11 protein-coding genes are annotated in these 14791 nt (G+C 42.2%); 3 read left to right on the forward strand and 8 right to left on the reverse strand.

The features are described 5' to 3' along the window. Positions 1–2 precede the first annotated feature (2 nt). The 5 genes from B6N13_RS00220 to B6N13_RS00240 form a co-directional block, all read right to left on the reverse strand. Positions 3–3899, reverse strand: coding sequence for a response regulator (locus tag B6N13_RS00220; RefSeq protein WP_169458082.1), 3897 nt, complete (start codon positions 3897–3899; stop codon positions 3–5). A 36-nt stretch (positions 3900–3935) separates the two neighbouring features. After that, positions 3936–5096 carry an ABC transporter substrate-binding protein gene (locus B6N13_RS00225; RefSeq protein ID WP_169458083.1) on the reverse strand — a complete coding sequence of 387 codons (1161 nt, stop codon included), beginning with the start codon at positions 5094–5096 and terminating at the stop codon, positions 3936–3938. A gap of 135 nt (positions 5097–5231) precedes the next feature. Further along, positions 5232–6155 (reverse strand): biotin-dependent carboxyltransferase family protein, encoded by a 924-nt coding sequence (locus tag B6N13_RS00230; RefSeq protein WP_169458084.1) that lies wholly within the window; start codon positions 6153–6155, stop codon positions 5232–5234. After that, positions 6145–6849 (reverse strand): 5-oxoprolinase subunit PxpB, encoded by a 705-nt coding sequence (pxpB, locus tag B6N13_RS00235; RefSeq protein WP_169458085.1) that lies wholly within the window; start codon positions 6847–6849, stop codon positions 6145–6147. The genes B6N13_RS00230 and pxpB overlap by 11 nt, the downstream gene beginning before the upstream one ends. A gap of 3 nt (positions 6850–6852) precedes the next feature. After that, positions 6853–7620 carry a 5-oxoprolinase subunit PxpA gene (locus tag B6N13_RS00240; RefSeq protein WP_169458427.1) on the reverse strand — a complete coding sequence of 256 codons (768 nt, stop codon included), beginning with the start codon at positions 7618–7620 and terminating at the stop codon, positions 6853–6855. A gap of 198 nt (positions 7621–7818) precedes the next feature. On the opposite strand from B6N13_RS00240, the gene B6N13_RS00245 reads away from it, so the two are divergent. The 3 genes from B6N13_RS00245 (at position 7819) to B6N13_RS00255 (ending at position 11268) form a co-directional block, all read left to right on the forward strand. Next, positions 7819–9090 (forward strand): amidase family protein, encoded by a 1272-nt coding sequence (locus tag B6N13_RS00245; protein ID WP_169458086.1) that lies wholly within the window; start codon positions 7819–7821, stop codon positions 9088–9090. Positions 9091–9346: 256 nt separating this feature from the next. Beyond that, entirely contained in the window at positions 9347–9928 is a 582-nt protein-coding gene (locus tag B6N13_RS00250; RefSeq protein ID WP_011978196.1) for a DUF502 domain-containing protein, read from the forward strand. A gap of 104 nt (positions 9929–10032) precedes the next feature. Continuing rightward, on the forward strand, positions 10033–11268 hold the full coding sequence (locus tag B6N13_RS00255; protein ID WP_169458428.1) for a TIGR03862 family flavoprotein: 1236 nt from the start codon (positions 10033–10035) through the stop codon (positions 11266–11268). A 171-nt stretch (positions 11269–11439) separates the two neighbouring features. On the opposite strand, the gene B6N13_RS00260 is transcribed toward B6N13_RS00255, so the two are convergent. The 3 genes from B6N13_RS00260 to B6N13_RS00270 form a co-directional block, all read right to left on the reverse strand. Further along, a complete protein-coding gene (locus tag B6N13_RS00260; RefSeq protein WP_011978198.1) occupies positions 11440–11985 on the reverse strand; it encodes a porin family protein in 546 nt (181 codons plus the stop codon). 455 nt (positions 11986–12440) lie between these two features. Beyond that, positions 12441–13532 carry an OmpA family protein gene (locus tag B6N13_RS00265; RefSeq protein ID WP_169458087.1) on the reverse strand — a complete coding sequence of 364 codons (1092 nt, stop codon included), beginning with the start codon at positions 13530–13532 and terminating at the stop codon, positions 12441–12443. Positions 13533–13842: 310 nt separating this feature from the next. Then, on the reverse strand, positions 13843–14739 hold the full coding sequence (locus tag B6N13_RS00270; RefSeq protein WP_169458088.1) for an NAD(P)/FAD-dependent oxidoreductase: 897 nt from the start codon (positions 14737–14739) through the stop codon (positions 13843–13845). Between the last annotated feature and the right edge of the window lie 52 nt (positions 14740–14791).

The following is a 14791-nucleotide window of genomic DNA, read 5'->3' on the forward strand; positions in this document are numbered from 1 at the left end:
GTCTACTGCTCAAAGTTTTCAAGATTAATACTAAGACTTTTGAAGTGCTTCGCCGCCTGCTCAAAGTCATAAAGTTTTAGGGCCGAGATGACTTTCACCATACTTTTATTAGCATTTTTATCGGTGATATTTGGAAGCAATTTTTGCGCGAGAGAAAGTGCTTCAACAACATTTTTATCGATATAAGTAGCTAATATTTCTATGTTATTTCTAAATTCATTTAGCTCCATCGGCGATGTAGTTAGGACATCTTTTGCTGAATTTACATTATTGACCGCATGCCACGCTCTAAGGTCGTTCAAGATGATATTCAAATCATGTTCCACGGATATCAGTATAGGCGCTATATTGATATTTTTTTCTTCGAAAGCTTTTTCTAGTCTGGCTGCTGATGCTGCTAGTTCAATCATGCCTAGTGTCGCTGCAGTTCCCTTTAATGTATGCGCCAGTCTATTTGCTAATACGAAATTGTTGGCTTTTATAGCTGTGTTACATTCATCGATGAAGGTCGTTTGCGTTTCCAAAAAGCGTTTTAATAATCGGCTGTAAAGTGGTTTTGTAAGTGTTCTCAACAAGCCTAATTCAGTATCAATATGGATGCTGTCTGGTAGCTCAATTCTATTTGTATTATCTTGCAAGGCTGTGGTTAAAGTGGTGTTGCTATTGTCTTGCATGGCTGTAGTTAAAGTGCTGGTGCTATTGTTTACGCTGGTTTTGACCCAAGTACGCAACGTATTAAACATGGTTTCAAAATGAATGGGTTTGGCGATGTGATCATTCATGCCAGATGCTTTTGCATATTTGATGTCTTCCGGCATGACATTGGCGGTCATGGCGATAATAGGAATATCTTTATATTGCGTCATGGTTCGTATTTTTTTGGTCGCAGTATAACCGTCCATTATCGGCATTTGGCAGTCCATTAAAATACAATCAAAGTCATCAGATCCTAGTAAGCTTATTGCCTCTTGACCATTTGTCGCAGAGGTAAAAAGAATGCCACTGCGCGATAGTAATTCCTCGGCCAATTCTCGATTGATTTCGTTGTCTTCAACCAATAAAACTTTTGCTCCTGCGAGCTCATAAGAGAATGAAATGTCATTGCCATTGCTCCTATGATCAATGAGAGAAACCGATTCAGGGCCACATAGCTGTATGATCTGATCGAACAAGCTTGATGTGGTGACGGGCTTGGTCAAATAGGCTGAAATAGGCAGACCATAGCCGGCTTTTCGAGCGTCATCTTGTCGATGAGCGGTTACCATGATAATGGTTAGAGGAGTATCGTCGCGGGTTTCAGCAAGGATGGCTTTACATGTGTCTATGCCATCAAGTTCAGGCATTTTCCAATCAATTAGCATCAGCGGGTAAGGCTGCGAGGTTGCTTTTAATGAAGCTATATATTGAATGGCTTCATGACCACTGCTGCAGGTATGGCAACTGAGCCCGAGAGCTTCTACGCTGGCTTTTAGTACCTCTCTTGCGCTGTTATTGTCATCAACGACCATGACTTGGCTCAAATTGGTATGATTGTTTAAGGCGTATGGAGAAGGCACATTGCCGGCGGATTGAAGGTTTATCGTAAAGTGAAAGGTACTTCCTTTATTTTCTTCACTTTCTACCCAAATATCCCCACCCATTAGCTGAATAAGTCGTTTAGATATAGCGAGCCCAAGACCTGTGCCACCGAAGCGTCGTGTGGTTGATGTATCCGCTTGAGAAAAAGATTGGAAGAGGTTGTTTTGCTTGTCTTTACTGATGCCTATTCCAGTGTCTTGAACCGAGAAGTGGATAATATTGTCATCCTGATTGTTTTTTGAATGCGCGGCGCGGATGATAATTTCACCTTGTTGAGTGAACTTAACTGCATTATTGCCGAGATTAAGCAAGATCTGTCGTAGTCTAGTGGGATCTCCAACGACTTGCTGAGGCACTTCAGCATCAATATCTATAATGAGCTCTAAGCCTTTTTCTTCTATTTTTAGCTCCAGTACGTGCGCTACTTTGTGGATCAAGCTAGGTAGCATGAAAGGCACGTTCTCAATGTCCATTTTGCGCGCTTCAATTTTTGAAAAGTCCAAAATGTCATTAATAATATTGAGAAGCGATTCGGCAGAATGACTGACTTTTTCGATATAACCACGTTGTTTATCATTTAACGGTGTTTGCAGTGCTAAAGACGACATACCAATAATGGAGTTCATTGGTGTGCGGATTTCATGACTCATGTTGGCAAGGAATTCGCTTTTTGCTTGGTTGGCGTTTTCCGCCGCTTCTTTTGCCGTTTGAAGTTCTGTTGTTTGCAAGGCGATATCGTGCTCTAGCTTTTCCTTATATTGTGCGAGTGACTGCTGTGACATGACTCTTTCTGTCACATCTCGCCAGGAGATAATAGTGGCGGGATGGTTATTAAAAGCAATCGATAGAATAGTCATATCAGCGTAGATCGGCTCGCCATCATAGCGCTGGAAAACCCATTCAGTTCTAGTGTTTCCACATAAGGTAACTTGTTCAAAGTGACTATTTAAACTTGATGATGAAAGCATTCCAGTGGTTTGTTTTTCTGGAGAAATATCACACATTTCTAGGCCTAATAAGGCTTCTTTTGCTGGGTAGTGAAGTGTGTTTATAGCGGCATTATTGCATTCCACTATTTTTTGATTCATCAGAATCCATACAGGGTCTGGTGTGATCTCAAACATGGAACGGAAGCGTTCTTCACTCTCTATAAAACCAGAAAGTTGGCGAGTGACCTTACGAGAAATAGCCCAGGCTAATAGCAATAATATGGTGATAGATATGCCACTAATCCAAAGGATACGAGTTTTAACTGCCGTTAATTGATTTTCGATTTTTTGTTCTAAATTTTTTGAATTAAGTTGAACGAACTCACCAATTTGATCCATTAATCTCGGTAAGGGTAAAAATGTTATTTCTAATAAGTTGATGAGATCAATTTTTTCTTCCTCAAGAGAAATGTGTTCTATGCGTTCTTCAAAAAGACCGCTTTTACCCAATTTTATGACCTGCTTCGTATTATCAAAAAAGTATCCTTCACCAAAAAGTGTATTACCTAAAGCATTTCTTTCTTGTTGTAATTTTTTGGCCGTTTCTGGATGGATTTTTGCTGACTCTGCAATGACGTAATCGAGGCGGTCTAGGGAAGACTTGATTTGATTATCTTTGAGGTCTGTAATCACACTCAATGAATTTGAGGCAATCATGACATTGAGCGCCACTTCAAGGGTACTGATGTCCTCCATCGCGGTATTTAATGCTGACTCAAGTCGTGACAAACGTAACTTCAAATACTCTCTCGCAAGAGCATCTCTTTTGTCATAGGAAGAGGTATTGTATTGGTAGATGAGGAAGTTTTCTTGTAAACGATTTTTACCTGTTATGGCGTAAGTTAAACTTTTTAATTGGTTCAGATGATTTAAGGCTTTGTCTTTATAGTTGAGTTGTTCTTCTTCCGAATAATGATGAGATCGGCGCTTGTACCAGTCAGTAATTAGCTTTGTTGTGTCTAATATTGTTTGTCCGCGGTTTGCTAATTGCGAACTGATGATCTGCGTCTGGATGTCGTCAGATTCTGATTCAAGCGTAGCAATAGCTTGATAATAAAGGTTGATATTATATTTGTTATTTGCTGTGGGATCTGAGCCTTCGAACAATGCCTGGCGAAGTTGACTGCGGTAAGCTGGGACTATTTCTCTCAACTCTGCGGACGCATTTAATAGTTCTGTTTGCTGTGTTTTTAGGCCTAATCTTTGTTTTGTGAGTTCTTGTACAGTAATAGTTAGTATCGTTGCGCCGATAATTGAGGATATTAAGGCGACAAAGGCTAAGAGCCACACTAAAGGAGAGATGGATAAGTGATGCCTGTCTAATGTCATCATAATGTGAATCTACTAAGTTTCTCGTTTAATAACTGGTTACTGCATATCAGCGTAAGAGAATTCTTGTAATGCGCCATTGATAATAAGCTGTACCCAAATATGTCGTTTTTTGATGTTTAAAACATACAGTTCGTTTTGTTCCTGAGAGTCATAATTATCCTTCGCGAGTTTTTTTAAGCTGTCTTCAATTTCTTTGCTTGTAGGAACGTCTTTTAATGGCAAAAGAGCTTGTCCAACAATGAGAGCATTGATGTAACCTTCCAGTTGCATTGTCGTTGGAGGAGCTAGGTCGCCAAAGCGTGCCATGTCTTCTTTCAGTTGTTTGATGATTGGTGATTTCGAGTTATTTAGCGAAGGGGTTGTTTGAGTTATTAGCATTTTTGCCTTAGTGTCGCTAATTTGCGCTTGTAAGGCCTCAAGCCCAGTAAATGAAAAGGCAGCAAACAGTGGTGAGATGTCAAAGACCTCAAGCTGCTTAATAAAGTTGGTGCTTGTGTCATAAGTACTGATCATAATAATGACTTTTGGTATCGGAAAAACACCCAATACATCGGCAACAGAATGGCTTATTTCGCTACTATTTCGCTGATGTCGAATCTGTAATATTGATGCGGGATCTTTTAGTCCAGCGCCCGTTAAAGCTTCTATTGTGCTGGCTAATCCTGCATCACCGTAGCTGTCCTTCTGTGCAAAAATCGCAATCTCATTCGGCTTTATACCTAAATTATTTACCAGAATGTTGATTAAAAAATGGGCTTCTTCGGTGTAGCTTGCCCTAGTATTAAAAATGAAGGGTGACGACCTTTCGGCGCGAATAGATTGTGCTCCAGTGAAAGGCGATATAAGCGGTATCTTGTGTTTTGATAAAATACTAAGAGAGGCAAGGTTTGTTGGTGTTCCAACGCTGCCCAATATGGCTTTTATCCCATAATCATTGATCAGAGTAGAGACTTGGGAAGGTGTTCGACTTGGCTCATAGCCGTCGTCTAAGGGAACTAATAAAAGTTGATAGTTGAGTTTCTTGCTGTCATTGATACGTTTAAAGCCTAACTCAATGCCGCGAACCACCTGAGTTCCCGTAAAGGCATTTGGACCTGTCAACGGGCCAGTAAAACCAAAACGTAACTCGGATGAATAGGCTTTTTCACCCAATAAAAAAAGCGACAGAGTTAGGCAAATAAGAACTCTTAATATCATAAACAGATTTAATCCCGCCGATACGATAAGCAAAGTAATGAATCATCAGTCTAAGACAAAAATGTAGGAATGAAATGAGAGTTTGGTAAGTAAATGTCAAAGCTGGTTATCCAGCTTTGACATGATATGAAAATATCAACGCCACTGCGCAAGTCGAGCCATTTGGAGATGGCGTTCTTGCTCGGCTTGATCGACAGTGATGGGAGTAAATTGGATTATATCGCCCGGTTTTTGTTGAGCAAGAATGCCGCCACCAACGTGGGTTACGCAACCCATTTTTGGGTAGCCACCGATGGTTTGTCTGTCTTGTAATAGGACAATAGGTTGGCCATCTTTAGGGACTTGAATTGCGCCATAAGCAATACCTTCCGAAATAATGCCCTTTAGGTTACTGTGTACTTCTTTACCTTCTAATCGATAACCCATGCGATCGGAGTTTGACGATACCTTGTAATCGCTAGAGAAGAAATTGGCTCGTTCCAAAGTTGAAAAAGATTGATATTGATAACCTAAAATGACCGGAATGTCTCGATTACCATAATTTGGGATTGCTAAGCGAGGCACTGATCTTTTTTCATGGAGAGAGGTTGCTTGATAAGCTAACAAATCGCCTTTTTGCAGTTTGTCACCTTTGCCGGTGAGTCCACCGATTTTCTCACGCACTACCGTGGCAACACTGCCTAATGTCGGTTCGCAAATGAAACCGCCTTTAACCGCGAGATAAACACGTAAGCCCCAAACTGGCTGGTGGAAGGCTAATACATCGCCTTTTTTAATGGCATAGGTTTGCCAAGGAGTAATGCTTTTATCATTCAGAGTTGCCGCAAGATCTGCACCTGTGATCGCAATACTGGTATTGGCTTGCGCTTCCAAGGTGAACATACCAAAGGTGATTTCGATCTGTGCACTATTACTGTGGTTATCAAGTAGGGCATTGGCCCAACGAAAGGCGACTTCATCCATTGGGCCGCCAGTGGTTAGACCAATAGATTGATGACCATGACGTCCTAAATCTTGAATCAGTGCCAATAAACCGGGCTTGATTACTTTAAAAGCCATCGAGTTGACCTCCTTGCACTAAAAACTCATCCCGAGAAATAGGCTCGAATCGCACCGAATCTCCCATTGCTATTAGTGCGAGATTCTTGCTGTCCCAATCAATCAAATTGACTGGTGTGCGACCAATAATTTGCCAGCCACCGGGAGTGACGCTGGGATAAACCGCAGTTTGATTTTCTGCTAACGCCACGCTGCCTATCGGCACTTTTAAACGCGGTGTGGTTTTTCTTGGAACGTGTAGTTCATCGGGTGTATTACCCAAGAAAGCGAACCCAGGGGTAAAACCAATGGCGTAGGCGCGATAGGTTGTTTCGCTGTGGCGTTGAATCACTTCGTCAATGCTCAACTTGCAATGTCTGGCAACGTCTTCGATATCCGGTCCGACTTCCTTACCGTAATACACCGGGATCACCACTTCGCGCTGATCTTTGACCGAAAAGTCATTAGGGTCAATGGCTTTTATTGTCTGACGAATCGTTTTAAAAATAGCAAAGCGGTCATAATGGTCATCATCAAATACCACCAGAAGCGTGGTGTAAGATGGCACCAAATCAACAATACCCGTCAGTTTCACCAAGTGTTGCGTGACTTGAGCAATGTAATTGGAGGTCGCTTCGCTAATCACCTGACTAAAGGTTAATAAGCAGGCCTGATTACTGACCATTTCTATGTTAGGGAACTCTTCACGGCTCATAATTTATTTCGCGCTTTTCTTATTTGGTGGATTCAGATTTAGTCGATCAACCAGAGTCCTAATGCGTGTGACCGCGTCTACTGCATGAGCACCATCACCATGAACGCAAATAGTATCGGCATGGATCGCTAGCTGTTGACCTGAGGTCGTCGTTAATGTGCCTGTTTCACATAATTGCTCGACTTGTTTTTCGATCAAATCAAAACTGGCGTGAACCGCATTTGGCTCTTTGCGTGGCGTCAGGCGACCTTCGTCTGTGTATAAACGATCAGAAAAGGCTTCAAACCAAACGCGAATGCCATATTTTTTTGCCATTTTTTGGATTTCAGGCGCTTCTGGTACCGCCATCACCATCAATGGCATGGTCGCGTCTAGTTCGCTTATCGCTTGCATTACTGTTTCTAGCACAGAGAAATCCGCCATCATGGTATTGTACAAAGCACCATGTGGTTTGACGTAATCTACTTGGGTGTTTTGGCTTTCACAGATGCCTTTTAGAGCGCCGATTTGGTATTGAATTAGCGCTTTCAATTCAGCTGGCGCAATGTCCATGTTACGACGACCAAAACCGACTAAGTCTGGATAAGCTGGATGTGCGCCTATGGTTACATTGTGTTGTTTTGCCAAGGCAACAGTTTTTGCCATGGTGAGTGGATCAGAAGCATGGAAGCCGCAGGCGATGTTTGCCTGATCGACAAATGGCATGATTTGATCGTCTAACCCCATTTTCCAGGCGCCGAAAGCTTCGCCCATATCGCAATTTAATTTCATCATTGTTTCCTTCCCTTTTTAGTTCTGAGACATGGTCATTGGTAAATAGGTATACAAGATTTTTTAAAATGGCCGACTGTGATTATTCTCCCTTTGACGCAATGCTTCAAGCGGGGTAATTTTCTACGTCAAATTAAGGTGTTATCAAGCTGGTAATTTGTTCAATAAATATCCAAATATATAGTAGCGAGTAAATATATGACTCAATCAACTACATCGACTTTTGCATGGCAGAATCGCGAACTGGTCACCCACTGGAAGAGCGCTTTAGATATTATTGAAACTAAAGGGCAAGCTGTTTTTACTGAACTTTTTGACTATGTTGAGCCTCAACAAGGTCCATTGAATGGGGCCATTATTTCGATTAAAGACCTATTTCAGGTTCAAGGCTATAAGACGCAAGCAGGGTCTGTTTTTCTTGATGGTAGCCTCGCTCAAGAAGATGCCGAGGCTGTGGTTGCCTTAAGAAAGGCTGGGGCGAGTTTGTTGGGTCACACTAATATGACTGAGTTGGCGTACTCAGGGCTAGGACTGAATCCCCATTATGGAACACCGGACAACCCGATAAATGCGGGGCGTATTACTGGCGGGTCGACCAGTGGTGGTGCTGCGTCAGTTGCCTTGGGTGTCGCTGATGCCACACTCGGTACAGACACGGGAGGCTCATTACGTATTCCGGCGGCATTTTGTGGCTTGACCGGCTTTAAGCCATCACAACAAACGGTTTCTAGAAAAGGCTGTTTGCCATTATCAAACTCGCTTGATTCAGTTGGCCCTATTGCCAAGACTGTAGAAGAGTGTGAGTTGCTGTGGCAGATATTGTCTGGAACAACGACTTCATCTGAGGCAGCAAAAAGCTCAGACGCTGATGAATTACGCATTGTCGTACCAACTAACTTTGGTATGAATGATTTGGATCCCTTGGTAGAAGAAGGTTTTGTTGCGAAGCTGGCTCAGCTAGAAGCCGCTGGCATCACCATTGAGCATCGTTTTATTGAGGCTCTGGAGTCCTACAAGAACTTACCAGTTTGGCAATTTTCTGCTTTTGAATGTCATACTTTTTATGGCAAAAATTATGATCCAGATAACGCCGAGATTGATCCACGAGTCGCGTCGCGTATCGCCCGAGCAAAAACCATTAATGAAGAGGTGTTTCAGCAGACTCAAGCCGCTCGCCAAGCCTTTATTCAGCAAATGGCAAACGAAGAAGCTAATACGCTGATTTTATTGCCGACGGTGGCGGTTGCTGCTCCTAAATTCTCGGATTTGGAACAGGATGCCGACTATGACCGACTTAACTTATTGTGTTTGCGTAACACGTCGCTAGCCAATGTGTTAAACGGTTGCAGCATATCGTTGCCCTTTTCATTTAAACAAGAGCCGATGGGGCTGATGTTAACCGCAGCTAATGGTCAGGATCAGGCATTACTTAGTTTGGCGAAAAAATGGCAAGCCATTCTTAGTCGGTAGTTATTGAGCTTGCTTCTTGCTGTATTCCTATGTAGCGATTACAGCGAGATCTGTGGCTACTTAAGTAAAGAGGCCTCTCTTTCGAAAGCTATTAAGCGTTACTCCTTATTTAGCCACTTTAATTAAGTAGAAATTGCGTAAGAAAGTATAAAGCGGACAGTGTTTCGGCAATCTTTTCGTTAAGTCATATCTGAGTAATAGGAGTGCCACACAGCTTGCGGTATGCTGTGAACAATTTTATAGGATCATTGTAAACATGAACAAATTGATTACGTTATTGCTTAAAGGGTTAGTGGCAGTTTTACCAATTGGTTTGACTGTGTATTTGATCTATTGGTTGTTGGCGACAGGTGAAGCTATTGCCCAGCCGTTGTTATTATTGCTGATTCCAGATGTTCTCTATTTTCCAGGATTAGGCTTAATTGCCAGTTTGGCGATGTTGGTCTTGACTGGCTTTTTAGTGAATTTATATGGCTTTCGTTATTTGGTGAAGTTGAGCCATAATATTTTTGAGCGTATTCCGTTAGTGAAGTCCATTTATGGTGCCATTAAAGACATGATGATGGTGTTTAATTTAGCGGAAAAAAAGGAAATGAAGAGCGTTGTGTCAATCGAATGGAATGGTGCTCAAGTGATAGGTTTTATTACCGGTGAACAGACCGGCCAGCAGTTGTTTGGCGAACAAGACCTTGTCGGTGTTTATGTTCCCCTGAGCTATCAAATTGGTGGCATGACACTTTATATTTCCCGTGATCGTTTGACGGAATTGGACATTGGTGTAGAAGAAGCAATGCGCCTTGCTTTGACGGCTGGGGTGCAGAGTCGACCTAAGTCTTAACTTTTTAATATGTGTTTTTTGCTAGAAATCATTGGGGCTTGAGTCAAAATTCTTTATCATGCACTTCTTTTTTTCAGTAACTCTTTGAAGTGATATTGGTGAGTATGCAAGAAGCGGCGCAAACGCAAAAAACAGTCATTGTTGTTGGTGCTGGCCCTGCGGGCTTGATGGCAGCGGAAGGTATTTGTGCCTTAGGTCATCAGGTTCATGTGTACGATGCCAAACCCAGCGCATGCCGTAAGTTTTTATTGGCAGGTGTGGGTGGTATGAATATTACCCATTCCGAAGCCTATCCAGAGTTTATCCAACGTTATTATGATAAAGCAGAGTGGCTGAATACGTCGATCAGTCAATTTGATGCCGATGCATTGTGTGAATGGATTCATAATTTAGGTATCGAGACATTTGTCGGCACGTCTGGCCGAGTTTTCCCCAAAGACATGAAAGCTGCGCCTTTATTGCGCAACTGGCTAAAGCGTTTACGTGAAGCGGGCGTACAATTTCATATGCGCCACAAAATGGTTGGCTTGTCGGCCAATAAAGTGATGTTTGATCATGTAGGAGAAAGTGTCACGGCGCAGGCTGATGCGATTGTATTGGCTATGGGTGGTGCAAGCTGGCCGAAGCTAGGTTCGGATGGTGCGTGGCTGCCGATATTGGCTGAAAAAGGCATTGATGTGGCGCCTTTGCAAAGCGCTAACTGTGGTTTTTATAGCGAATGGAGTGAGCACCTAAAAAACAAGTTTGCCGGTACTCCTCTTAAAGATGTGGCGTTTTCTTTTACCCTAAAAGACGGACAAGTGGTGACGAAAAAGGGTGAATGCATTGTCACACAAGATGGGATGGAGGGCAGTTTGATTTATGCTTTTTCTAAATACTTGCGAGATGGCATTAATGCGTCCGGTCAGTCGTCTTTGTTGATGGATTTTCTGCCTCTGCAAAGCGAAGCGCAAGTCATCAAAAAACTGCGCAACACCAAGCCAAAAGAATCCTTTAGTAAATACTTAAAACGTACGCTGAGTATCACTGGCGTGAAAGCTGTTTTGTTGCATGAATCCTTTCCTAAAGAAGCCTTTCAGACGCCAGAAAGTTTAGCTCGATGTTTAAAAGCTGTGCCTGTTAGCTTTTACAAAACTAAGCCGATAGAGGAAGTTATTTCGAGCGCTGGTGGAGTATGTGAAAGCAGTGTTGATGACAAGCTGATGCTAAAAGCTATGTCTGGTGTTTTTTGTGCTGGTGAAATGCTGGATTGGGAAGCGCCAACTGGCGGATATTTGTTAACGGCTTGCTTTGCGACAGGTCATTTGGTCGCACAGGGTGTTGGTGAATACCTAGCGTGAAATGATACGCTTGAATCTTAGCTTGTTCGCATGAACATTACGCATGAAAAAAACGCCCAATGTTGTCATTGAGCGTTTTTTATTTAACTTTCTATTTCACTGTCTACTTCGGCAATAGAAGACATCAGAAGACATCCATGTCCGAGAATGATTTGATTATCTTGCGGCTAATTAATTAGACGCTTGTTGGTTTGGCATACCGAAATTGTACTGCACACCAACAGAGGTTACGTTATCTAAATGGCTGTCTTCAATATCTTTCACCAAGCGGAAATCTGCTCGAAGATCCACATCGCTGTTAATTGCATATTTCACACCGCCACCAGCGTTAACTAGTAGGTTGTTTGAGTCACCATCAACATCTGTTACACCAACACCCGCTGCTACGTATGGTGTTAGGTTCACTGTGGTGAACTCAGGAAGGCTGTATAGGCCATCTACTCGATATTGGTCTAGGTCGTTATTGCGACCATGCTTACTGGCATTGGAATGTAGATAAACTGCCTCTAGAGCCAATGGACTGTTTGTTTGGTAACCTACACCGATAGAGTAAGACGTATCATTGCCAGCTTGTCTATCGCTATCTGTGTTGTAGTAACCAATGCTTGGCGTGACAGTAAGGCCTTGTTTTGGTGTTTCAGCATATGCCATTGTAGCGAGAGATGAAGCAATTAGGACACCGCTAAAAAGAGTGCGTTTTTTAAATGATGTAGACATATTAATTTCTCCTAATGAACATAATGTTTTGTTGTTCGCTATCTAGGTTACGCGTTTTTTTTGCAGTGAAAAGCCCTCTCAAAATGCGTAAAAAATGGGACGTGAACCTCTGCTGCCCAATCATGACGCAAGCTTTACTGAAGTGGTGAGATTCAAGCAATTTGCTGATCAAAAAATGCTCTAAATGGTGTAGGAAATGCGCTGCTTATTACAGTAAGTTTTCACTTAAAAATGGCAAAAAGTAATTGTGACGAGACTAAGTACAATAAGGTCACAAAGTGCCAAATACTTAAACAAACGTCAGAGTAAGATTGTTGAGTTGCACTTAAGTGTTGTTATTCAGATAGTGAAAATAAAAAAACGCTCAATATAAAATATCGAGCGTTTTTTAAAGCATTAGGCTATTCAAGCGAATAAAAAATCATCACAAATAGGAGCCTAGACGAGAGTCTTATTTATACTTCGCTGGTTGAGATAATAGCGACAACTCGGCGATTAGCTTCACGATGTGCTTCGGTATCATTTTCAACAAAAGGTCTTTCTTCACCGTAACCAATTGCCTCAACACGTGTTGCTGAGATCTCAAAGGTATTTGTTAACACTTCAGCGATGGCTTTAGCACGCTTTTCAGATAGCTTTTGGTTGTAGCTTGCGGCGCCCGAGTTATCTGTATGGCCTTCAATCATCACAGTGCTTCCAGGGTTTTCTTTAAGGAAGATGGCGATTTTTTCTATTTCTGGATAAAACTTCTGCTCAACGTTGGTTTTGTTAAGGCCAAATTGAATATTAATTTTTCCTGGTGGTTCAGCAACTATCTCAGGCTGTTGGGTCGTTTCTTCCGCCATAGGTGATGCTGTAATAGGTTCTTCTTGAACCTGCTCCGCTGGTTCTGAACTAATTACTTCAGGTTGTACCGCTTGTTGTGGTTGTGCAGCTGGTTCAGGCTCTGGTTCAACTTGAGTATAAGATGTTTGCTCGACTGGTGTGTAGTCATCATCGTTAGATGTTGAGTTTCTTGACGATCCTCCGAAGGTCATTTGAACACCAAGTGAGGTGACATTATCTAGGTGGTGATCTTCCACATCATTGACCAAACGAAAATCAGCACGTAAGGATACGGTGTCATTGAGTGCGTATTTTAAACCACCACCAGCGTTTACTTGAACATTGTCATGGCCAGATGCATTACTAAAGTCCGTAGTACCAACACCTGCAGCCAAATAAGGCGTAAGGTTAACATTGCTTATGGTTGGTAAGTGGTAGAGACCATCTAAACGGTACTGATCTACATCAACGTTGTTTCCTGCTTGTTTGCTATCAGCGTTTAGGTAAACAAACTCGACCGCCCATGGGTTGTTGAATTGGTAACCTAGACCTAAAGAGTAGGCCTTGTCATCCTTGATATCTCTATCACTATCCATGTTGTAGTAGCCAATGCTTGGCGTAATAGTAAATCCTTCCTGTTGTTGTGCAAGCGCTAATGTTGATACTGAAGACGCTGCAATAATACTGCTGAGAAGCGTGCGTTTTGCGATGTTAAAAGACATGTTTTATCTCCTGATAAATATCTATGTTGGTTGTTCTTTTCATCATCATAACGCGATTTTTTATGCTTAAGAAATGACATGAAAAATGCCTATATTGCTTATGTCATCTGATATTGCTCAATCATGACGCGGTGTTTACTTAACAGGCGTTATCAACACGCACAAAGTAGGAAATGGTTGGTTAAAAGCGTAGCAAAGGAGATATTCATTACACGAGATTTTCACTCTAGTATCTAATAAAAGAAGATAGGAATAGAAGAATTAAGCCAAGGTGGATATTTATAATCCACCTCTAAGATAAACCAAAGGTTTAATCGTGCATTAATGATTGATGAGCTCCGACTCCAGCCATTACGCCAGAAGCCGATGCTAAGGTGGCATTTTGCATTGGGTTGGATGCATCACCAGCAGCAAAAACGCCCTCCACAGAAGTCTGCTTAAATGGATCGGTTTTAATCACCAGACCTAGCGGACCTTCTTCAAATTCGCATCCAAGTTGTTCGGCAAATGGGCTTGCCATGTGAGTTTTTGGCCCTACAAATAGAGCCGCTAAACGAATCGTACGACCGTCTGCAAGATAGACCGATGATATTTCCGGTGCTCTTCCTAATACTTCTATGACAGGCGTGCTTTCAATGGTTACACCACGTTTTAGTAAAAAAGCACGTTGCTCTTCATCCGGTTCGTATAGGCCTTGAGTAAAGTAGGTTGTTGGCCCCCAATCCGGAATCATTCCAGCCTGATGGGTAGATAGCGGACTGGTTGCTATAACTCCAAGTGGCTGGTTACGTACTTCATAACCATGGCAGTAGGGGCAGTGAATCACTGTAGCCCCCCAGCGTTCTTTTAGACCAGGAATATTGGGCAATTCATCTCTTAATCCTGTGGCTAATATGAGTTTTTTACTGTGAAGGCTTGTATTGTCTTCAAGCATTACATGGAATGCTGAAGGTTTTTTTTCGACCGCCACGGCTTTGCCTTTGACGATGTCCGCTGTGGGATATTTTAGTAGCTGACGATAGGCTTCTTGTTGAATGGCGAAAGGTGATACGCCGTCTAGTCCGAAAAATCCATGAGATTCATCAGAGAAACGATTTCTCGGTTCTCCAGCATCAATTACAGTAACTTTTCTTTGTCCTCTTGCTAGCTGCATGGCGGCAGACAATCCAGCAAAGCTTCCACCAATTACGATAACGTCAAGTTGCATTGAGTTATTCCTCATTCCTGTTAAACATAGAGACATTAAATAACATCATAAG

The organism is Marinomonas sp. UCMA 3892 (genome assembly GCF_012726345.1).
In the GTDB taxonomy this organism is placed as follows: Bacteria; Pseudomonadota; Gammaproteobacteria; order Pseudomonadales; family Marinomonadaceae; genus Marinomonas.

Excerpts from the sequence above, each read along its gene's own strand:
- B6N13_RS00220 (WP_169458082.1), bottom strand. The coding sequence starts at position 3,899 with ATGATGACATTAGACAGGCATCACTTATCCATCTCTCCTTTAGTGTGG.
- B6N13_RS00225 (WP_169458083.1), bottom strand. The coding sequence starts at position 5,096 with ATGATATTAAGAGTTCTTATTTGCCTAACTCTGTCGCTTTTTTTATTG.
- B6N13_RS00230 (WP_169458084.1), bottom strand. The coding sequence starts at position 6,155 with ATGGCTTTTAAAGTAATCAAGCCCGGTTTATTGGCACTGATTCAAGAT.
- pxpB (WP_169458085.1), bottom strand. The coding sequence starts at position 6,849 with ATGAGCCGTGAAGAGTTCCCTAACATAGAAATGGTCAGTAATCAGGCC.
- B6N13_RS00240 (WP_169458427.1), bottom strand. The coding sequence starts at position 7,620 with ATGAAATTAAATTGCGATATGGGCGAAGCTTTCGGCGCCTGGAAAATG.
- B6N13_RS00245 (WP_169458086.1), top strand. The coding sequence starts at position 7,819 with ATGACTCAATCAACTACATCGACTTTTGCATGGCAGAATCGCGAACTG.
- B6N13_RS00250 (WP_011978196.1), top strand. The coding sequence starts at position 9,347 with ATGAACAAATTGATTACGTTATTGCTTAAAGGGTTAGTGGCAGTTTTA.
- B6N13_RS00255 (WP_169458428.1), top strand. The coding sequence starts at position 10,033 with ATGCAAGAAGCGGCGCAAACGCAAAAAACAGTCATTGTTGTTGGTGCT.
- B6N13_RS00260 (WP_011978198.1), bottom strand. The coding sequence starts at position 11,985 with ATGTCTACATCATTTAAAAAACGCACTCTTTTTAGCGGTGTCCTAATT.
- B6N13_RS00265 (WP_169458087.1), bottom strand. The coding sequence starts at position 13,532 with ATGTCTTTTAACATCGCAAAACGCACGCTTCTCAGCAGTATTATTGCA.
- B6N13_RS00270 (WP_169458088.1), bottom strand. The coding sequence starts at position 14,739 with ATGCAACTTGACGTTATCGTAATTGGTGGAAGCTTTGCTGGATTGTCT.